At 42.0% G+C, this 21441-nt stretch carries 22 protein-coding genes and 1 pseudogene; 15 read left to right on the forward strand and 8 right to left on the reverse strand.

Annotation, left to right across the window (positions count from 1 at the left end; translation table 11 throughout):
* Positions 1-4: 4 nt before the first annotated feature.
* Positions 5-625: a hypothetical protein gene (locus FX988_RS21260; RefSeq protein WP_160182268.1), complete on the forward strand. Its 621-nt coding sequence runs from the start codon at positions 5-7 to the stop codon at positions 623-625.
* A 39-nt stretch (positions 626-664) separates the two neighbouring features.
* Positions 665-859 carry a hypothetical protein gene (locus FX988_RS21265; RefSeq protein WP_160182269.1) on the forward strand — a complete coding sequence of 65 codons (195 nt, stop codon included), beginning with the start codon at positions 665-667 and terminating at the stop codon, positions 857-859.
* Between the two features lie 222 nt (positions 860-1081).
* Here FX988_RS21265 and FX988_RS21670 read toward each other — a convergent pair whose 3' ends face one another.
* Genes FX988_RS21670 through FX988_RS21275 form a run of 3 tightly spaced genes read right to left on the reverse strand, consistent with a single transcriptional unit; the run spans position 1082 to position 3998 of the window.
* A complete protein-coding gene (locus FX988_RS21670; protein ID WP_201751684.1) occupies positions 1082-1243 on the reverse strand; it encodes a hypothetical protein in 162 nt (53 codons plus the stop codon).
* 17 nt (positions 1244-1260) lie between these two features.
* On the reverse strand, positions 1261-1476 hold the full coding sequence (locus FX988_RS21270; protein WP_013755181.1) for a hypothetical protein: 216 nt from the start codon (positions 1474-1476) through the stop codon (positions 1261-1263).
* 20 nt (positions 1477-1496) lie between these two features.
* Positions 1497-3998, reverse strand: coding sequence for an EAL domain-containing protein (locus FX988_RS21275; protein ID WP_160182270.1), 2502 nt, complete (start codon positions 3996-3998; stop codon positions 1497-1499).
* Positions 3999-4185: 187 nt separating this feature from the next.
* On the opposite strand from FX988_RS21275, the gene FX988_RS21280 reads away from it, so the two are divergent.
* Positions 4186-4464, forward strand: coding sequence for an HU family DNA-binding protein (locus FX988_RS21280; RefSeq protein ID WP_160182271.1), 279 nt, complete (start codon positions 4186-4188; stop codon positions 4462-4464).
* A gap of 380 nt (positions 4465-4844) precedes the next feature.
* Here the strand turns inward: FX988_RS21280 and FX988_RS21285 are convergent, their stop codons facing one another.
* From FX988_RS21285 to FX988_RS21295, 3 genes are all read right to left on the reverse strand, one after another.
* On the reverse strand, positions 4845-5672 hold the full coding sequence (locus FX988_RS21285; RefSeq protein ID WP_160182272.1) for a hypothetical protein: 828 nt from the start codon (positions 5670-5672) through the stop codon (positions 4845-4847).
* Positions 5673-5721: 49 nt separating this feature from the next.
* Positions 5722-8856, reverse strand: coding sequence for a hypothetical protein (locus tag FX988_RS21290; protein WP_160182273.1), 3135 nt, complete (start codon positions 8854-8856; stop codon positions 5722-5724).
* 194 nt (positions 8857-9050) lie between these two features.
* Positions 9051-9389, reverse strand: coding sequence for a hypothetical protein (locus FX988_RS21295; protein ID WP_160182274.1), 339 nt, complete (start codon positions 9387-9389; stop codon positions 9051-9053).
* Between the two features lie 478 nt (positions 9390-9867).
* On the opposite strand from FX988_RS21295, the gene FX988_RS21800 reads away from it, so the two are divergent.
* The 12 genes and pseudogenes from FX988_RS21800 to FX988_RS21345 all read left to right on the forward strand — a co-directional run bounded on the left by FX988_RS21800 (position 9868) and on the right by FX988_RS21345 (position 19781).
* Positions 9868-10095, forward strand: a complete 228-nt coding sequence (locus FX988_RS21800; RefSeq protein ID WP_254700801.1) for a DUF6265 family protein — start codon at positions 9868-9870, stop codon at positions 10093-10095.
* Positions 10079-10378, forward strand: a complete 300-nt coding sequence (locus tag FX988_RS21805; protein WP_254700802.1) for a DUF6265 family protein — start codon at positions 10079-10081, stop codon at positions 10376-10378. The genes FX988_RS21800 and FX988_RS21805 overlap by 17 nt, the downstream gene beginning before the upstream one ends.
* A 306-nt stretch (positions 10379-10684) precedes the next feature.
* Positions 10685-11557 (forward strand): tyrosine-type recombinase/integrase, encoded by an 873-nt coding sequence (locus FX988_RS21305; RefSeq protein WP_160182275.1) that lies wholly within the window; start codon positions 10685-10687, stop codon positions 11555-11557.
* 10 nt (positions 11558-11567) lie between these two features.
* Positions 11568-12755, forward strand: a pseudogene (locus tag FX988_RS21310) (IS91 family transposase).
* Positions 12680-12841: a hypothetical protein gene (locus tag FX988_RS21675; RefSeq protein WP_201751688.1), complete on the forward strand. Its 162-nt coding sequence runs from the start codon at positions 12680-12682 to the stop codon at positions 12839-12841. The pseudogene FX988_RS21310 and the gene FX988_RS21675 overlap by 76 nt, the downstream one beginning before the upstream one ends.
* A gap of 651 nt (positions 12842-13492) precedes the next feature.
* A complete protein-coding gene (locus FX988_RS21315; RefSeq protein WP_139295581.1) occupies positions 13493-14011 on the forward strand; it encodes a hypothetical protein in 519 nt (172 codons plus the stop codon).
* A gap of 125 nt (positions 14012-14136) precedes the next feature.
* Positions 14137-14499 carry a hypothetical protein gene (locus FX988_RS21320; protein WP_160182276.1) on the forward strand — a complete coding sequence of 121 codons (363 nt, stop codon included), beginning with the start codon at positions 14137-14139 and terminating at the stop codon, positions 14497-14499.
* Between the two features lie 66 nt (positions 14500-14565).
* Positions 14566-15516 carry an IS30 family transposase gene (locus FX988_RS21325; protein WP_160182277.1) on the forward strand — a complete coding sequence of 317 codons (951 nt, stop codon included), beginning with the start codon at positions 14566-14568 and terminating at the stop codon, positions 15514-15516.
* A gap of 444 nt (positions 15517-15960) precedes the next feature.
* Positions 15961-16536: a hypothetical protein gene (locus tag FX988_RS21330; protein ID WP_254700803.1), complete on the forward strand. Its 576-nt coding sequence runs from the start codon at positions 15961-15963 to the stop codon at positions 16534-16536.
* Between the two features lie 14 nt (positions 16537-16550).
* A complete protein-coding gene (locus FX988_RS21335) occupies positions 16551-17357 on the forward strand; it encodes a hypothetical protein (protein WP_160182278.1) in 807 nt (268 codons plus the stop codon).
* Positions 17358-17515: 158 nt separating this feature from the next.
* The gene (locus FX988_RS21340) at positions 17516-18523 is read left to right on the forward strand and encodes a retropepsin-like aspartic protease (RefSeq protein ID WP_254700804.1); all 1008 of its coding nucleotides are present in this window, start codon (positions 17516-17518) and stop codon (positions 18521-18523) included.
* A 134-nt stretch (positions 18524-18657) separates the two neighbouring features.
* A protein-coding gene (locus tag FX988_RS21345; RefSeq protein WP_412761939.1) for an IS3 family transposase occupies positions 18658-19781 on the forward strand; the annotation gives its coding sequence in 2 pieces (ribosomal slippage) (positions 18658-18886 and positions 18886-19781; 1125 coding nt in all).
* Between the two features lie 52 nt (positions 19782-19833).
* Here FX988_RS21345 and FX988_RS21350 read toward each other — a convergent pair.
* Both FX988_RS21350 and FX988_RS21680 read right to left on the reverse strand, forming a co-directional pair.
* On the reverse strand, positions 19834-20805 hold the full coding sequence (locus FX988_RS21350) for a tyrosine-type recombinase/integrase (RefSeq protein ID WP_160182280.1): 972 nt from the start codon (positions 20803-20805) through the stop codon (positions 19834-19836).
* Positions 20806-21016: 211 nt separating this feature from the next.
* Entirely contained in the window at positions 21017-21424 is a 408-nt protein-coding gene (locus FX988_RS21680; RefSeq protein WP_201751685.1) for a hypothetical protein, read from the reverse strand.
* Between the last annotated feature and the right edge of the window lie 17 nt (positions 21425-21441).

Here is a 21441-nt window from a genome sequence, read left to right on the forward strand (position 1 = left end):
TTGCTTGACACATCCTGGGCGCCAAAAAGATAAAACCGAGATACGAGCGTACTGGAAAAGGTATGTGGCATCTGGTGATATTCTCGAAAAAATTGCAGCGGCCGAAGTAAATGAAGGGTTTGCACTCAATGCGTTAACGCTTTCAGGTGAATATGAAGAGGATGTAGTCGCGTTAAGGGAGTATTTAACCCCTATAGGTGCAAAGCGTGCCCTATCTCGCTTTAGTCAGTGGGCAAGCCGTTCACGGCGGAAGAAAACCACTATTACCATTACCCATGAAACCCTTTCCAGATTAAAGCAGTTATCCGCTCAAGCCGGATTTCAAGGAGAAAGCTACGATATGATGCTGGAATATCTACTTGAGACGCCTCAAGAGTTTGAAGATGCCAAGCAAGCGCTACGTGAGTTCCCTATAGCCTTATCTGCAGAAGAGCAAAACAAACTTTTCATTCGTTACCTATCTAAACAACACAACGCTTTGTATGGCAAAGTGAAGCTTTTAGTAGATCATGCTTACTTCTCAGGCTGGCACGATAGCCGTAAAAGACGAGGTAAACGTACCTATGAACATTATGAAAGCGATTTAGCTGACTTTTGGAGCCGGACGGCCAGTAATGATGACTAACTTATCCTTAATTTGACACTAACGACTAGGATTTCAATTATGAACACAATTACAAAAATACTAATTTTCACAACCACTTTCATATACCACTTTGTGCTTGATTTATTTTTTGAAGCCAATGCTGAGACTGAAGAAAAGTCACGAACAGGTGAACACGCTTATACATATGATGAAATAAATTCATTACCAGCTAATGATGCTCCAAACTCTACAGCGAGAGTTTTCAAAGAATAAAAAAGGGGCTCTTAGCTGAATTCAATCTTAGATTAACCCCTCTTATATTCCATTACATGGTCAGCTTAGAGGAGTATCAAGTTACTTACATCTCACACCTGAGAGTCGCAAAAGCTTAGGCTTTAAAAACCAACCCCAGACGTCGCAATGAAGTGTCAGGTCAGATGTAAGTTACTACATCTTATCCCCTTTTTATCTATCAATTTAAACTTCAGCTGTTTCCTACTTAATAATTTTATGTTTTTTTAGGTAATCAGCAACAGCTTCTTGCGTTCCAAACGCTCCTAGCAACATATTCTCAGCATGACTTTTTGAGTCGTCATTTTCAGCATTTACAAGCAACTCATACCATGTTTTAACCAATACTAATGGTGGTTCTTTCACAAATAATTCCAAACCTATTATTTCAACTCTTTAAGGAGCTTTCTGGTAGCTTCAGCTCGAATGTTATTGTGATATTCAGGATCAACAAAATCTTCATCCTCGCTGTTTTTTTCTGTGACTGTAGTATCTATTTTTTGCTGAAGTTCTTGCTCAGTTGCATCAGTCGATTTCCATCCTAATTTCTTTCTAAGTTTAATAAGTTTTTCAACGTCATCTTGAAATTTATTACTCACGTTCTTTATTCCTATACTACTTAGAGGGGTGTTCTATTAAAATATAACTCAGGCATTTGAGTAAACCGGTCATATTGACTTCTAGGAGAGGCACAAGGTATGCCCTTTATTTTGGAATTGAAGGCGTTCTTTTTAACTAAAAGAGTCAACTCATCCGCAGTAACTGCTTTTGAGTAAATAAATCCCTGAATAATAGGGCAATTATAAGAACGGAGCAAATCAAGCTGTTGCTTGCTCTCGACGCCTTCTGCAACCACAGTTAGCCCAAGCTTATTCCCCATGTCGATAATACTAGAAACCAATACATTAAATCGCTCATCAGTGGCGATGGCCTGCACAAAGGACTTATCAATTTTTATTTCCGATACTGGTAACGATGCCAGGTTCGCTAAAGTTGAGAACCCCGTACCAAAATCATCCATTGATAGTCGTACTCCAATATCTCTTAGGGCCAATATCATGGTCATTTTGCTTGGAGTTAACTCGGATGTCGCCGTTTCTGTCAGCTCTAGGATCAAGCAACTTGCTGGTAAGTGATACGACTTTAGAATCCGGTCAACGTATTGGTCTAGACCATCAATATTTAAATTAAGCTGCGACAAGTTTACTGATACGGTCGGGACAGACACACCAATAGTGCGCCAATATGCCATTTGCTCGCAGGCGGCTTTAATTGCCCACATTGATACCCTATCTATTTCCCCAATTTTTTCAGCTAATTGAATGAATTTTTCGGGAGAAACATTTCCATGCTCAGGGCTATACCATCTGGCTAGTGCTTCAACCCCCATCACCCGCATTGTCTTAAGGCATACTTGGGGCTGATAAAAAAGTTTCAGCTGGGAGTCATTGATTGCTTTTTTTAAGCTGTAACTAAGCAACAAACGCTCTTTTGATACACCATTCATTCCCTCGTCAAAGAAACCATAGGTCCCAATATGGGCTCGATTTTTTGCTATGTGTGCTTGGTCACAAAGGGCTTTAAAGTTTTCTGCTTGACCAAAAGCAATTCCAGCGCACGTTTCAATCTCGATACTGTATTCATTTACTTCTAGGACTTGAGTAGTTGAACCTAAAAGTACTTCGCACAGCATCCTTAAACTATCCATATCCATAAGTTTAGTGACTAGAAAAAACTCTCCCGATTCCGCTCGAGATATATGGCTGGCTCGTCCAGCGGTTGTTTTTAAGCGCTTCGCTGTCTCTAAGATGACTCTATCAGCAGCCTGAGAGCCGCAAGGCTCAGTTATAAGCTCTAAGTTGCAAATCCCCAACGATATCACTGCAACCTCATCAGTGTTTTTAGAGAGCTCTTGGTGGACAAATTGCTCCATGTATCGGCTATTGAACAAACCGGTTAATGAATCATATTGAGTTAGCCGATCAATTTTCGTTAAAGCACCATGATGCTGTAACGCAAGCCCTCCCAGTTGAGCCAAAATAGTTAACGCTTCAATTTGATGTTCGTCCAATCTCTCTGGATGGACTACCGGCAATAAAATAAGCCCTATTAGTCGACCAGACTTACTGGTCAAAGGCGTGCTGTATATCAGCTTATCTTTGGCAAATGATTTTAACCAAGGGTGAAGGTCTGGAATTTTCGAATAATGGACGTAATGAGCCTTGCTTAATTCGTTCACGCGACTAGCGCTAAATGATTGTCCATTTAGCATAGCGAATTTGGGCTGGAGGCCATTTAATAATGGCGGTGCGTAAATGGAGGCGAACGATGTGAAAGCCTTCAGTGGGTCTGAAGTAGATAACATTGTCAATCCAACGCGCTTTAACTCTTCCAGCTGCTTCGCTTGAGTCACATCAGAAATAAAGACAACGTAATATGCCTTTTCATCAATAACCCAATCTTCGCTCATCTGACTACATGTAAAGTTAGCCCACACTTCTTGATTAGTTTTTGTTAATGTCGATACCGTAAAGTCAAAGGGCTCTTTTGTGGCGTTGAACACATCAATTTTGCGCTCATCTTCTGGGCTGATTGTTTCCTTGAACAGCTTATCTCTCGGGCGTAAGCCATAAATCTCGGATGATGTATAACCAAATATATTAGTGAAGGCTTTGTTGATCTGAATAACTTTATAATCACAGTCCAAAATCATTAAAGCCTTATCAAAATAATCTGTGACCGTTTGGAATAAGTTCTGTTGCTTACGAGATTCAATTTCATTCGTTATGTCACGTATAATCATTAACACCGAACTATCTTCTACGTTAGGTGCCTTTGAGGAGGTGATGCGCAACCAATGCGATTTACTAGTGCGGGTTATCCGGGCTTTTAGCTCATAGGTCTGTGTATTTCCTTGAACATTCACATCGGGCATAGTGATGTCTGAACATAGCGCATTTATATTTTTACCTACTGCATGCTTTGCAGTGATTCCAAACAGCGTAGCTGCACCAAGGTTAAAGTTACAAATTGCTCCCATTCTATCTAGCAATATGATCGGGAGAGTGATGCCATCTATCGCAGCCATCATTGACTCAGTATTGTGCATTGTATTATTCATGGGCAACTCTTATAGCATGCAGAAGTAAATTTTCTATCTGTCTATGTTGTTTTCACCCAGAGTAAAACATGCGTAAGACACGTACCTCAACTTTCCGGATTTGGTGCATTTTAGCCTGTCACTTCGGTAAAAAATGTCAGCTATCATCTGAAAAGTTTTTAACTATATAGAAATAGGTACAGAAAATATGAATAAACAGAATGTAATAGAAATCATGGCGTTAGCCTCTGGTATCACACAGCGCGAAGCCAAATTAGCTCTCAATGCATTTACCGACGCAGTTCAAGTAACGCTACAAAATAATGGCAAGGTGAGTCTCGTTGGCTTCGGCAACTTCTCTACGCGCCATCGTGCTGAACGCATTGGCCGTAATCCTCAAACGGGGGAGCCATTGACAATCCCCACCGCTACTATCCCTGAATTTAAGGCCAGCAAATGCCTCAAAGATTCATGCAATAATCTGTGATGTTATCACAGTCTGTATGAGCCCCTATAATACCACCCCCGTTCAAACTATTTGAATCCTGCCGCGAGGCTGATTCAAATAGTTTGCTTTGGGATTGAATAAATTAAACCGCCCCAATGGACGGTAACTTGAACCATTTGGGTAGTTCGGCTTTGAGCGAATAAGGGGCAAACGAAGGTCAGCTAATCATAGTCGGCTTCAGACAAACAAGAGATGTTCAGCGACCTGTCCGCTGTAATGCATTGTTCTATGACATTATCGAAATATCTTACAAACAGAAAAATCATAGAGAGTATCTATCAAAGCGTGCAACAACGAGGTGGAGTGATACACCAAGAATTAATTGTTAAGACTAATGCACAAATAAAAAGACAATATAATTAGCCCCGTTTTTTCAAGAAGCAAGGGGGCACTAAGTCTACTGGTACCTCGAACTTCTTTTTCGCTGGTATTTCAGGCCTATCAATTGGGCTAAATGTTTTCGTTTTCAACACGGCGGTTGTATCGCCAATGTTAGCTTTCACATCGACACCCAGTTTACGACCTACTATGGTCAATAGCGTAACTGGCTCGCAGTAATAATGGTTGCTTTCAAGCGCCGTTCTGAAGTACTTGGTTGTATGTAAGTGCTTTTCCAAAAGCAAGTTAGCCCCTTCTTTCATTAAACTGGGCTCGTTGTTTACAACGCCTCTTACGAGCGTACTCAGCCCGGGTTGAATATAGAATTCACTTTTTTTGCTTTCCAGCTTTTCTATACCTTCAAGCATTTGTATAGCGGCATCGGTTTCACCTCGCCACAGATGGGCAAGTAGAAGGAAAAATTCCGGCGGCGCTCCAAACCTTATGTCTTTGATAATATCTAGTACTAAAAGTACAGCCGCAGACTCGTCAGCCTGTTCTTCATAACCGAGCAATAGCGCGTAACAAAATAGCGCATATTGAAAGCTATTATCATGAGATACTGTATTTTCCGCTACTCCCATTCTGGCATTTGGAATAACCTCAGCAAAAAGCAGTTCAGACAAATCGTTATCGCCAAGTAGATGCGACTTGAATCCGCCTACAAAGCTTGTTCCGCCCTTAAATTGGTAACTTAAAGCCCTATTTTCAGGAACCGCTGAGGCAGGGTTGGATGATTCATTCGTTCTAAGTACGCTGCGTAACTGAAGTGAAAGCTCTTGTTTAGTATCGTCTGGAAGTTGTTTCATTTTTTTCCTTAAAAAGGGGCCTATCACGAGGCCCCAAAGAATGAACGCCTTAGTTTTTCAAAGGCAACTCTATGATGACTATTTCACCTATTTGAGAAGTCCCGCCGACGCCGAGGTCAGGGTGCTTCGTCAGCCCCTGCGTAACGCCTGCGCCAGCATGCCTGTCTTTAACAACGGTGTAACGGGTTTTCACTTTCCCACTGTCAAACGCATTTCTAATTTCTTGTTGTTGAGATGCACTGAGGCCTGACGTTCGAGACAATGCGCCACCATCATTATTTTGCCCAAAAAGATATCGTTTTGTAAGCTGCCTGCCATCTGCAGTGGAACTCAGGCCAGAAAGCCCGGCATTGCCCCTACCAGAAACAAACTTACTTTCATCTATAATGAAGTTGCCACTTGAATCTCTATAAATATTATCTATCCCATTGGCTGAAGGATTTCCTGTAACAAAAATTGGCTCAAGATTCTGTGACCTTGCATACATTTGTGATGCTTTTTCACCAATCAAGCCTTTATTGGCGTTGCTCAAATTGCCCGGGTCAAGACCAAGGCTACGCACATAAGCGTCACCGTCTTGAAGGGTAATATTGGTGTAGCCCATGCCGTTCCGTGATGCTTGGGTTACACCTGATTTCCAGCCCCCATCTAGGGTTTGTAAACCAAACGACTCAACGGTACCGTTTTTACTCAAATTCGCAAGCAGTTGGTCAGAACTTAAGGATACTTGGTCTAAGCCAGATTTTACAGACGTCAAGCCAACAGTATCAAAGTACCTATCTGCAACTTTATAGCCTGCTTTGCCCATGTCGTAGAGAGGAATAAAGCCAATGCCAGCAAGCGCTACATCTGACCACTCACCATCGTCGAAAATTGCACTGTAGCTTGTAATGCCGAGGTTTCTAACATCCCCGACAAAAAGAAAGTCAGAAACAAAGGCGGCGCCGTCATTCAACCCAGATAAAAGTGGGTCGTCCCACGCTCTATCACTATGTTCTCCATAAAGAGCACCGTCAACTAATGCGTCACCAATGTTAACTACGTCGTCAAACCAAGTGGTATTTGTCTCTGGAAGGTCCATTGGCTCAAAGGCCTGTTTACCGCCGGCGTTTCCGCCATTGATAAGGTAACCTGCAGCACCAGTGACAGGATCGAGCACGATGTAACCAATACCATTCCATTCACCGATGAGGAGCTGTTCTTTAGGAGTAATGACGATGCGACCGCTATTCACAGCATTGCGCATACTTGTTTCAATATTGGCGGGTAAGTCAATTTCTGCCAATGCAGTATTTAGATTTGCACTCTTAATGACATAAATTGGTACTTCGTGAAGAGCTGCAAAGCGCAGAATAGACATGGTTGAATTGGACGGCCAGCCTAGCGTTTTCTCAAATACCGCATGCTCTAAGCCTGAGGCGGCCACACCGGTGGCAAACAAGACCGCGGCTCTATCAACAGGATTGCTATTTTTGAATGAAAAAATACTGTAAATATTGCGTGGGGCGTCGATACCACGACTGCCAACCGCCATTTTGTACTCGCCATTGGGAGCGCGTTCCGCTGTCAAATCTATCGACATCAACGCTTCTGATATTTTGTGGTAAATCATCGCACCACTACCAGTACTTACATTATTAATAGCATTATCTAGTTGCTTAAAATAAGACAATCCGAGAACGTGCATTAATTGACCAGAATAGCGCTCATCCATAGCATTGTTGCGATATGTGTTTGATGCGGAGTTCAGCTTCGTGACTTGTTCATCAAAATAACTTTCGCTGATGTGCTGTGGGTCTAACGCAATGGCGTGAATGCCTCCAACGGTTACAAAGTGAGTAGCGGCACCATCATTGATGTTTCCGTTCAAGAACGTGACAGTCAATTCTTGATAGCTACCCAGTGAATTTGCAGAGCCTGTAGCTAAGGTTACTCCATTCGCTTTCAGCTTTGGCACTAAGTTAACAGACTGATAGTTTAATCCGAGCAGCCCACCGTTCGCATTGATAGTGTTGCGGTCAGCTGATGTGGCGCCTTCATAACTAACAGTCAGTCTTTTACCAATGACGTTTCGAAGCTCAAGGGTATGGTTCATCCCTCCCATCGTCACGCGTATTTTGTGAAGGTGGTTGCTTGCAAACGTTTTAGATGTGCTAGGTGTACCTACTTTGGTATAAGGCAAAGGTTGCCCAAAACCTAAGTACATAGCGCGATAAGGGCTCCTTGTGCTGATAACGTCGTCGTAAGTCAAATTTTGATTAGCTTGTAGATAGTCCCCAACCAACGCTTGCGAATTATCTGAAACCTCTTCTGCAATACTGATATCAGGTAACATTATGCCGTTAGGGTTATCTAGTGCACCAGTTGCACTCAGCTGGTCAAGAAGTGCTGTTGAATCGACACCTGCTTGCGCATTCAAATCAACTACGTCGGGTATCGTATGCCCTTTAAATGAAGGGTCGACATCAACCCACGAAGATGATGATGTTTCTTTTACTTGCAGCCAAACATGATTAAATTGCACGATGACCAAGTTACCTTGGGTATCCACTGAGCCAGACACAGAGTAACCCGACGTGTTCAATAGGTTTGCCGCTTCCATGGCGTTGTCTACACCCACGAACTCTTTTACTTGCTCTCCCGTCAACTGAATGCGACCGAACGCATAACGCCAATCGAAAACAAGATTATTGGTATCGATAACTGAGGCATAGAGTGATGCAAGCTCAAATGCATTACCTGACTTGTCTTTCGCGACCATCTCCGGGCTTTTTATGACGCCGTAGTAATATGGGTAAGTCTCGTAATCACGCAGCATATCATCCAGAAAGGTTGCCGCTGAGTTGGGTTGGGGACATCCAATTGCACAGCTAGTGGTTAGCATGGTCGAAACGGACGGCGATTGAGCTATAAAGCCATTACGCTTAAGCGCCATTTCCCGCGTTGTTTTATGCGCCGCCATACTTTTGAAGTCAGGTGCGGCTTTAAGCTCCAGGGGGACAGAATGCAATGAATTAGGGAGAACGCCTGAATCAATAGCTCTTAGAGGCTCAAGTTCTCCGTTGATGAATCTTTCAGCATCGTCCTTTTGAGAGGCGAAAGCCGAACTGGACATAGTGACAACCATTATGGCGGATGAGAATGTTGCCAATAATGATTTTAATCCACGATGTTTTATTTTCATGAATGTTTCCTTAAATGATTTTATTGTGGCTACTGCTCCATGCCACGAGATTTGAAAGAAATTACATACCTAGTGATGTTGACGGTTCTTTTTCTCCTTTTGTGAATTGAACATGTAAAGTGCCAAAAGGCACGCGCAAGAACTCCTCGCAGATGGAATCTGAGATAAATGAAAGTCTTAATGGTATTTAAATGCTAATTAGTAGCGGTGGCCGGGCTCTGCATTCTGTTTCCCACGAGCAGTACAACAATCATGGGTAAAAGTGCCGCCAACCCAATAATCGGCGTAATGGTCAGTGATACGACAAAAGCGAGAACGCCTAATATACAGTTTGATTTGTATAGCGATGATTTAAGTATTATCAAAAAACCAAGTGAAAGCGTTATTGCATACACGATTAATGCGCCCACCACGCGGGCGATTTGATCATCTGAATATGTACCTAAGTTTGTGTAAAGGGTAAAACGAGAGTAGATAAGAAGCGCTATAGCGATAAAAACGTAAATAACTGCGAAATTAAACGACTTTTTCATGATACTAATCCTTGTTGAGCTTCCTTGATTAGAGATTGCTGGCCATACTGGACCTAAAAGCAAAAGTTCGCTGGTAAAGATATTTGTTACAAACTCTAAGTTAGACTTTAGTATAGGATTGCTAAATGGCGTGGTCAATAAATTTACCAAAACACAGTTGGGCAGCTTCTCCTAAGTTAGCCGGTAAATTAACAGGACAGCCATGTTAATTATTAGGCGCATGTTTTGGCTGGTTATCTGATAAGGTCGTTATTTTCTATCATGTCTTTTGAAGCAAATCGAAAGACTATACTTTTAACGTTAGGTAAATAAACGTTGTGTTGCCTTCGCTTGCTTTTGATGCCTAATGATTCGAATGGGTTTCGTGCTCACAGCGATAAACTTTATTTTAAAGCGTTAGTTCACTGGTAATGCGAAAGTAAAAGTTAATGGTTAACGCCTTACTTGATAGATTTCGGTAAGTATTGAAGGGATAAAAATGATTAAGAAAAGTCTGCTTTGTTTACTTATGCTGGTTTGTTTTAATGTATTAGCTGAAGGCAAATTCCCAAACCTGATGTTCCTAGACGATAAGCAGCAATCACCTCGTGCAAATCTCACTGCGGTGAACTGGCTGACAGGCCATTGGCGCGGCGAAGCGTTTGGTGGGTTAGTGGAAGAGGTGTGGTCCCCCCCCTATGGGTGGCAGCATGATGGGCGCATTTAAGCTGGTGGTTGAAGACCAAGTACAATTCTACGAAATTGAAACCATATCACAGGTCAATGATACGCTTATGTTCAGGTTGAAGCACTTCAATAAAGACCTAACAGGCTGGGAAGAGAAAGACAAAACGGTCGATTTCAAATTAGTCAAAGTCACAGACAATAAAGTCTACTTCAACGGTTTGACTCTTGAGCGAATCAACGACAATGAAATAAATATTTATGTGGCCATTGAGCAAGAGGGCAACACCACGGAAGAAAAGTTTAATTATAAAAGGGTTGAGTGAAATGCATTTTGTGTAAGCAAGGGAGCAGAAACAGTAGCTGGCGCAGAACCACGCCCAAACTCAAGCCAAAGGCGCTTGGTGTTAACAGGCCAAATTGAAATAGCTATCATTTAGCCTGTCAGCCTGTTATGAGCGAAAAGCGGACCGTGACCACCGCGATGGTGGTGGTCTGCTTAAGACAAATGGACTAAACCGCTACGCGGTAGCAGTGCCGCTCCCACCGCTGTAATTGTATTCTGACCTCGTTCTCCGCTCCTAAGCTGAAGGAAGGGCAATGTTGCCCTGAGTTCACTCAGGAGTGAAACCATGAGTTATTTTACAGAAAGCACCAGTCCTTTACGTCAGCGCATGATTGAAGACATGACCATGCGTAGGCTCAGTCCCAAAACGCAAATCGGCTACATCAGAGGTGGGAAGAAACTCGCCGCGTATTTGAAACGCTCGCCAGAAGATGTCACGGCTGAAGAACTACGGCAATTCCAACTCGCGCTGGCCGAGCAAGGCGCATCTAACATCACCATCAACGCCACGTTATCGGGTTTAAAGTTCTTATTTCATAAGACCCTGAATCGACTCGATGTGATGCTCAAAGTTAGCACCGTGCCGGTGCCAAGGAAGTTGCCTACGGTCTTGAGTAAAGAGGAGGTTAAGCAACTGATTGATGCCACCCATAGTATCAAATACAAAGCTGCATTCTCGGTCGCGTATGGGGCTGGGTTGCGGATTGGCGAACTGGTTGCGCTGAAGGTGACGGATATCGACAGTTCTCGCATGCTGTTGCGCATTGAGCAAGGCAAAGGCAAGAAAGACAGGATGGCGATGTTGTCGCCAATGCTGTTGACCACCCTTCGCCAATGGTACAAACATGCCAAAGCGCATCACTTGATGCTTAACGGCGGTTGGTTGTTTCCGGGACAAAATCCCCTCAACCCAATCGGCACCCGTCAGCTCAGTCGTGCGTGTAAATCAGCGTGTATTGACGCCGGGCTGACTAAAAAAGTCTCCATGCATACGCTTCGGCACAGTTTCGCCACGCACTTACTGGAAGATAAAGTCGATATCCGGGTCATCCAAACCTTGTTGGGGCATAGTAAACTGGAGACCACCGCTTTGTATGCGCAAGTCGCCAGCAAACTGTTGCAAGAGGTGGTCAGTCCGCTAGATACATTGGCATCGTGAGCGTGACAACATGTCAAATAACTCACGGACTCCACTGGACGTGGCGGATGTGTTTCGTCTGTCTGGCGACAATTACAAAGCAGCACATCGTGGCCATCTAAGTCTAGCGCAACTCAAAGTCATGTCAGCCATTGAGCGCTGTCGAAGTGCGCAACTAGGCGCCCATCACTTGCATTGTGAACACTGCGATACCGATGCCATCGCATATAACTCCTGCCGCAATCGGCATTGTCCGAAGTGTCAGGGCGCCAGTGCCAAACGCTGGTTTGCAGCCAGAGAAAAACAGTTGTTGCCCGTGGCGTATTACCATGTGGTATTCACGCTACCGGCCGAAGTGGCACAGTTGGCCTTTTACAACAAAGCGCTGATGTATCAGCTGTTGTTCAAAGCCGCATCACAGACGCTGCTAATCATTGCCGGTGACACTCGACATCTGGGCGCTGAAATTGGTACCACCATGGTCTTGCACACGTGGGGCTCAGCGATGATGCATCACCCGCATGTGCATTGTATTGTCCCCGGTGGTGGTTTGGATAAAGCTAAGCAATGGAAAGCCTGTAAAAAGGGCTTCTTCTTGCCCGTTCGGGTGTTGTCTCGCTTGTTTCGCCGCTTGTACATGCAAGGGGTGGCAGAGTTGTATGCATCCAAGCAACTCCTGTGCTTCGGGGACTTGACCCAAGCTATTGGCTTTGAACACGCAGCGCACTTCACAGCATGGTGCAAACAGCAACAATCCATGGAATGGGTCGTATATGCCAAACCGCCGTTTGCAGGGCCCAGAGCCGTGCTGAAGTACCTGTCGCGTTATACGCACCGCGTCGCGATAGCGAATCGGCGGCTGCAATCCATCGATGCAACACACGTCACGTTTACGTACAAGGACTACCGGCGCAAAGGCAATAACATGCACCGCGCCATGCAACTGACTTGTGGCGAGTTCATGCGTCGGTTCTTGTTGCATGTGCTACCAACCGGGTTTCACCGTATACGGCATTATGGTTTGTTGGCCAGTAAAGCCAAACTCAATGTGGCTAGGCAAGCATAGCAAGTAGAGCCGGAGCAAGAAACAGCAGAGACTGTCGACGACACTGAGACAAGTTCAACGCCCTTCGTGTGCAGGCAATGTCATTCACCAATGACGGTATCGGCGCTCAGGCTTCCCGCTTACTTACCAAGAGCACCACCTACATTGAATTAGTGGCCACTGATGCTCCCAAAGAATCGTCTTTACTGGTGAGGGTAGCGCTGTACTTGAAGCCACAAAAACCACATTACAAGGATTAAAACGAAGCAAACAAACTGAGTAAAAACGTGAAAAATAGATGCGAATAGAAAGAAAGCACGACTGGAAACAAGTGATCAAGACGATCATCCTCTACGGCAGACTCACCTCCATCATCGAAATCCCCATAACGACACCACCGGGGTAACATCCCGCGGTTTCGTCCACTGGAGATTATCATCTATCTACCCCAGACGAGGACATCAACGAGGATCTGAATGGGGGACAGATAACTGATAATCTAAACATTTTCTTCCGTTTAAGTTTTGAAATTTGAACGGCAGCTGTGTACGTAAAGCGGAAGTTGGCACTATAAAAATTGACTGACGTCAATGAGCGATCAGGAGTCCCTCGACTGATTCTACCCTTCTGTATTCACTAAAATAGCTGACTAAAATATTTTTGATTATTTAGGCGTAAACCCCCTGTTTGGATATACAAGTTAAAGGGCTTTCCCATATATTCAGGAAAACGACCCAATCGCTCGTTTTTGTTCTTATCATTTTATCCAGATCGCCAGTTTTCCTTTATGTAGCAATATGATAGTTAGTTTGGTATTAATAGCGGAAGTATAAAAGTGAACGATGCGTCGGCAGAAAAACGCGCAAATCGCGCTATATTAAATTGTTAGCTGCTTGAAGGACTTAATGGACATGGATTTTCATACTAAACTAAAAAACGCAGAGTTTTGGTTTACACAAGCGTCTCAAATGTTTGAAGCATCAAAGGCTTTATTTAACTCAATGACTTCAAAGGATTCATCAGATGAACTTCGAGTTGGTGCGCATAAAGGATCTCTTTTTTTACTAGGAATAGCCACTGAAAATGCTTTCAAAGGAGTTTTGGCTTTTAAAGAAGAACTAAAAATTGAAAATGAGAGACTAAAACCAATTACCCCAAAAGGTGTTTCTCCCCATGACTTGGAATGGCTTTCAGAAAAAATAGGCCATACTTTTTCTGAAAAGGAGATAGAGTTGTTTAAACGCTTAAGTGTATACACCATCTGGGCAGGTAAATACGGAACACCTCTAAAGAAAAGTGAGTTCCTCAAAGATAAAGGGGCACTGTTTCAGAGCGAATCCGATTACGATGTTATATCTGACGTTATCTCAAGGCTCAAGATCGAAGCTGGATTCAATAAGAATTCAGGATGGCCATCATTACGCAGCTAACAAACGCATAAACACTCGCTGCGCTCGCTAGGGACAAAAACACGTAGGCTCCCTGCGCTTCGCTTGGTATTGTAGCCTACGTATTTTTGCCCGTTATGCGGGCCGTTATGTGGCAAGGAAGTACTTTGAATTGGTCTAGTATAATTAAATTTTCAGTTTTCCATTTCGTTGCTATTACCTTAGTGAGCACTTTAACTACTTTGCTAATTGGCGCAGATAATTTAGTTAAACAATCTAGTATTGATTCACTTTTTTATTTTCAGGCTCCTTCAGCGTTAGTTGGTTTAGTTGTTTTAAGCTTTTATGCTAGGGTCCAAAAGTCCCAAGCTTTATTGCATTTAACTGTTGCTGTAGTTATAAGTGACATACTCGGCTTTGTTATTTTATCTGCACTTATGGGCAAGCTATATTTTGCTCCAACTTGGGCAATAGATTTATTTATTACCGCCTTCCCGAATTCAGGTAATAAGTGCACCACTCATGGTTAATTGGGGATAGACGAACAACTGCCTGTTGGTGGTATTCTTAAGTCGCCAAACAAAAAGAGTATCACCATGAGTTACAAGCAGTTGATCGAAGGACAAAGATATCAGATAGAGGCCTACTTGCGCGAGGGTTTCAGTTATCGGGAAATAGGAAAGCGATTGTGTGTCAGTCACAGCACCATCAGCCGGGAAGTTCGACGCAATCGCTTGAGAGACAGTCATTATTTGCCTGAATTGGCGCAGAGTAAAACGAGACGGCGGCGATGTCAGGCTGCTAAATATCAAGTGCCTGCACTCACCATTGGGTTTGTTGAGTACGGTCTCTCTCAGAAATGGAGTCCTGAGCAGATTGCTGGTGTGGGTAAAATTGTTGGTTACCCAGTCAGCCATGAGTGGATTTACGGCTACGTTCAACGAGACAAATCAGTGGGTGGCAAACTGTACAAACAGCTGCGACAAGGCCGCCGTAAGTACCGTAAAGGCAGCCGAGCGAAACGCGTTATCATTCCAAATCGCGTTGGAATTGAGTGTCGTCCAGCCATCGTAGATGAGAAAGAACGCTTTGGTGATTGGGAAGTAGATACGGTGCTAGGCAAGCACGGTACAGGTGCCATTGTGAGTTTAGTAGAGCGTAAAAGTAAGTTGTACTTGATACGCAAGGTGCCCGCTAAAAGCGCGGCTGATGTAGGCAGAGCGATGGTAGGTATGCTGTGGCGCTACCGTAGTCATGTGCACACGATAACAGCTGATAATGGCGGAGAATTCTGCGGTCATGAACAGGTTGCAGAAAAACTAAAAACCGATATCTACTTCGCCAATCCCTACTCATCTTGGGAGCGAGGATTGAACGAGAATTTTAACGGCTTGCTAAGGCAATATATTAAAAAAGGCACCGATTTAAGGACCGTTACAAACGAACAGGTCGCTGACACGCAACGGGCACTTAACCTGAGGCCAAGAAAATGCCTCGGGTATAGACAACCCTTAGTTGTTTTTAATGAACTACGCAGCGCAGCTTAATTTAGCGAGTGGTGCACTTCGGAGTTGAATTCGCGTTTACAATATTAGTGGCTAACTTTACATGCTCGAAAAAGTAAAGATAGATTGGTTCTTTGACACTCATGGTGAAGTATTTGCGAGTATTGTAGGAAGTCGAAACCCTAGGGATTTTCGATCAAATGAATTTGTGTTGCATATCCTCGTTACCTGCGTGCTAGTGTATCTACCTTTGAAAGTTTAAAAATTACGTTAAGTTTTAAGATAATTATTTCTTTATCTATGGCAGATAAATCAAGGGAGAAGACTACTGATTTTCCCCAAAATTTGTAGAAAATTTATAGTTATGATATCGAAAAAATTAATTAATCTTAGAAAACAGTACATTTTAAAAATATTTGACTTGAACTTGGTTTAATGAGTACAGTGGAAATGCAAATGGAAATTTAATTTGAAATAAGGAAATTTATGAACAATTATTATTCTTTAATAAAATACACATTGATACCTCTAGCTCTTTTAGGCTTCACTGGCTGTAAAATGACTGCTCAGGTTCCGGTCGGAGATGGAACCATGACAGTTATCTACGAACAGGATCAGGGTAACAATAATCTAGTCGATCAGTTGCTCTCGCCATTTCAATCACTTATGGCAAGTGCTGCTGTAATTACTCAGCAGGAGTGGAGTGACTTCGATCCTGCAAAATACTATTTGATTCTCGATAATACAAACTCTGCATCGCTTGCAAGAAACATTACGATAACGTTGTACCAAGATGGCTCTCAATTAGCATCAAACAGTTTCCCATCAAATCGAGTAGGCAATGAAGTGCATTTTAATCAGCCATCACAAGTGAAAAGTTGGTTAGCAAACTATAAAGATACTTCAGACGAAATGAGGGTAGATGTAGACTTGCAAACAGATTATTTTGGCAATGGTAGTGTAACAACGAATTATAAGTATGAAGGAAATAGTCTTGCTGCTGCAACTTACAATCACACCTGCCATGATGGTGAAAACCCCTATTTTTGTACCGTAGATTAGTACTCGCTAAACTCTTGAAAATAGCATTTCCATTTGCAATTTTATTATTGTTATCTGCCTGTAGTAGTTATCAAAGTATAGATGATGACTACAAGCAGCTCAATGAAGATGGTCTTATCAAACGTGCTTACACCGTGGAGAAAACAAAGAGAGGAATTTTCGTTAACTCTCTAAATAATTTAGGCAATAGTAAAAAACCTATACCTTTTAACCTACTTGATGATGAAAAAGATGGGCTAAAAATAATTTTTTATAACAAAGACATTTTAGTAAGAACTAACTACCTCGATTTTAAAATGGCTAATTTTTTGGCTAATGGAGTTGGTAAGAAAAAACTTAATAATCGATTTGAAATCGATCTGATAGTCACAAAACTCAATGACAATTTTGAATCGCAAGTTGTCTATAAAGATGGGTTCTATCACTTTTCTGTTTATGTTGATACTGACTCTCTTAAAAGTTTTGAACTTAATAAAGAACTGTTTCTCTTGATGGTTTTAATACATGAAACTATGCACGTATCTCAAGCGTTAAATGGAAGTTTTGATGGGATATTCATAAATAAAAGAATGATAGAGTCGGAAGCTTACGCATTTTCTTATTGTGTCCTAGCTGAATCTCTTAGAGGTATTTCTATTGACCTGGTAGGTAATCGAGAAAGGTTACAAAGAGATTTCAATAACGTCAGAAATATATCTATAAAGTCTCACATAGATTATTTAGATTATTTAATTGACACCACACTCATCAAAAAAATACCAGGAAATGATCTAAGTCGCTTTAAAGTGGACAAGCATTGCTCTGAATTGTTTTTACAATAACCAAAATATTAATATAATATCTGAAGTTCTATAAAAGGGGATTTATGCATAATTTCAAGCTGAGCCCGATAATTATGTTGTTTATATTTCTTATTTATAGTTGTTTTTTGTATGGAGGCGGCCGCCCAGCTATCGATACTACTGACATAATGGTACTAATGAATTCAGATGACTGTTTGGAAAAAAAGTACTTCTATTCTATCAGACCTACAAAGATTGAGCGTTTCCCTCAAATCCAATGCCGAACAGATACATTCTGGTTAAATTACTACTCAGCATATTCTGATTATGTATTGCACATGAATTCTGGCAACTATCAAAGATCTGCTAGGGCACTCGGTGAAATAATAGCTTTGGTTAATAACCATACAGTTCAACGAAATCCGGCAAAGCTCATAGAACAAGTATCTTTGCTAGAAAGGATGGACAACACACCGAGAAGTCTTAACATAATGAATGTAGGAGATAACTTTCTTTTTACACTGAGTGGTTTGAATGTGCAATTTTTAGTTGATACTGCTGCGCTATACAACAGTACAAATTTGGTAGATGGAAGGGATAGATTAAAAGTCACGTCAGTGACAGGAAACCAATCTTATGCAGAGTACTCATTTGGAATTAAAGGTTTTTTTTCGAAACATCCATTTTTTGAATCTAGAAAAAATGTACTTGGATTGAATTTTCTAAATGCGTATAAGAAAGTCGAATTTGGTCTTCAAAAATCAGAAGTTATAGTCTTACCTTTCTTTCAGAATCTAGGGAATTTAATAATCAGTGCGAGAATAGAATTAGCCTCAAAAGCCCCAATCAACAGTAAAATATGCGTGGACACCGGCTCAGAGAAGACGTTTATATCAAAAACTCTAGCAGACAGTTTAGGATTCAGTTTAATTGAGCGCGAAACAGTCTTTTTAACATTAGAAACATCAATTGGTGTTGAGCATCTAAGAGGATACAAGTTACCTTCTCTTAAGATCTTCGATAAGCTCTTAGACGATGTTTTAGTAATAGAGTTGAAGGACCGTCCTCAGTGTGACGTTATAGCGGGGCAGGATGCGCTAGCAGGAAGTTTGTCTTATATAGACTGGGCTAAACGTACAGTCGGAATTGTGCAGAACCATTGTAACCAAATGCCGAAGGATGCAAATAAAGTGTGTGATTCATAGAGATCGTTTCACTTTTCGTAGCTGAAGATCACGCTGATAATTCGATAACTGAATTCGTTCACATACAGTATCTGATCTTCCCCTAACTTTGTAGACACTTTTTACTTAGAAACCGAAGTAAGGTAAAAAGCGTTATGAATAAAAAATATCCAGACGAATTTAAACAAGAGGCCGTGCGCCAAGTAATCGAAAAAGGTCATTCAGTGCCTGATGTTGCTAAGCGATTAGGTATATCGGATAAGTCACTTTATTACTGGGTGAGTAAGGCGAAAGTGCCCGCCAGCCAATCCGCAGAGCAAGAAGAGATACGCAAGCTTAAAGTTGAGTTAAAGCGAGTAACTGAAGAGCGCAACATCCTAAAGGAGGCCGCCGTGTACTTTGCAAGCGAGTCAAAGAAAAGTACACGTTCATAAAATCACGACTCAATGTTTATCGCGTTAACACCATGTGCAGGGTGTTAAATGTTCACCGCAGCGGCTTTTACGCTTGGTTGAAAGAGCCTCAATCTAAAGCAGAAAAAGCCAACCTACGATTGCTTAAACAGATTCAAGCCAGTTATGTACAAAGTGGCGGTGTTTATGGCAGCCCACGCATCACACATGAGCTGCGTCGTTTGGGTGAAACATGCGGTGAAAACCGTGTAGCCAAGTTGATGAAGCAAGCCAAACTTAAAGCTAATATTGGCTATAAACGGCGTTATTTTAAGTCGTCTACGCCTCATATTGCCGCAGATAATCATCTACAACAGCAATTTGTTGTATGCGAGCCTGATACCGCGTGGGTATCAGATATTACTTACATTAAGACATATGAGGGATGGCTATATCTGGCTGTCGTATTGGACTTGTTCTCTCGCAAAGTGATTGGCTGGTCAATGCAACAGACAATGACGTCAGATATTGTGATTAAAGCACTACTTATGGCGGTATGGCGAAGACCTAAAGCAAAAGACGTTATTGTACATAGTGATCAAGGTAGCCAATATGCCAGTGGTGACTATTTAGATTTTTTAGCCGCCCATAATTTGATACCAAGTATGAGTCGCAGAGGTCATTGCCTAGATAATGCGGTGGCAGAAAGTTTTTTTCATTCGCTCAAGACTGAACGTGTAAAGCGAAAAGTGTACGCAACCCGAAGAGAAGCTAAAGCAGATTTGTTTGATTACATAGAAGTGTTTTACAATCGAACTCGACTACACAGCCATCTTGGTCATGTATCTCCAGATGAATATGAAAATACATATTCACAGGCAAGTTAAGTGTCTACGAAACTGGGGGAAGATCAGATGTCAATTAAGATGATTTTTAATATTATCGAACCTTAGCCATCCCTGTTTTACTTGCCTGGTATTGCTGGCCGTAACGGATAGGCATAGCCTCTGATTTCCAGTGGCCAGAGAGCACAATATCTGCCATAGGAACACCAGCTTCCATCATCGTCAATACGCCACCCGTTCGCGTACTGTGACACGTAAATACCCCTTTGTTATCCAGCGCCATACCAATTGCGGCGTATCGTTTTAGTAATGCCTGGTATTGCATCGGCTCGGCTTGCACGGTGTGTTTTGGCGATAATTTTCTGAATAAAAAACCTTCTAATATGTTAGCTTTTTCTATCCACCGCTTAATTAAACCTGCAGTCTCATCCGAAATGTACCCGTAAAACCCTTCACCCGATTGGTCAGTTTTTGATTTTGGTGCAAAAATGGTTTTAGCATCCCAATCGATGTGCTTTAACTCTATATCGACGATGTTAGACGCACGAAAGAGTGTATCGAGGGCCACATTAATAAGGGCAGCGTCACGTAAACCCAATAATGTGGTTAGCTCTAAAGTACGATTAAGCTTTTCCACATCGCGCAGTTTAAGTGGTTTGGCTTGCTTCTGTGCAGCGGGTTTTTGCTTGAGTTGCCCGGACACAAACTTAGTAAAAAGTTTGGAATGCTTCCACGGATCGGGGAGCTCAGAAATACCAATAAAAAATCGGATAGAAGCTAATTTTCGCTTAATACTATGATGGCCAAGTGGGCCTGAGATCATAAATTCGAGATACGCTTTGCAACTTTCTTTAGTAACACGCCAATCACTTGCCATGGCTGGCATGCCATTTTCTCTACAGAACGCCAAATATTGATTGAAATCTTGTTGATACGCTTTGCGAGTGTTTTTTGACATCGTTTGCCAAACATCATCGCGAAGCTCAACAAGATTGTTAAGCACAATTTCTTTGTCTGCGTCGTCAATCGCAAAGTCTTGTTGTGAAATGGTGATGTTCGTATTCATACTGTCATTAATAAAGATAATCCTAATTATCTATACTAGTAGATTGGCGCCAATTAGCAAGGTGCAAAGAGGAGTTTATTTATGACGTGTCATATTAGTATAAAATATTATTGCCAACTAAATTGGCGGATGAGATTGCCAATATATCATTATGACACGTCATAATGATATTGGTGGTAAATTACAAATATTGGGGGCTGTGGTGAGTTTATTATTTAGATTTTAGAGTTCTGATTATCTCGAGACAACGCATTGCATTTTCCATCGCGTTTGAAAATGAAACTAGACTTGATTTATCAAATTGAAAACTGATTCTAGATGTCGACTTTTGCTCAGCAGTTCCTTGTCGAATAGTTAATATATTATCGTATACATAGATCCCTTTTACTTTCACATCTTCTTCGATAACACCAAAGTTGGATGGTAATGTGTAGCCTTTGGCTTCCACTTTGATTTCATCCAATGTTTCAGCTGCGAACCTTTCTGAACTGGTGGGTATAGGGGAATGAAACAGCCACAATTTACGTGTTCTCCTAACGATCGGTGACACGCCGACACAAACATGCAAACGCTTGTTAGGGTGTTGGAAGTAGCTTTTAGGTTCTAGTACTTTTTTCAATTTCAGGCCTTGTTAGA

Origin of the sequence: Paraglaciecola mesophila, assembly GCF_009906955.1 — a bacterium.
Taxonomy (GTDB): Bacteria; Pseudomonadota; Gammaproteobacteria; order Enterobacterales; family Alteromonadaceae; genus Paraglaciecola; species Paraglaciecola mesophila_A.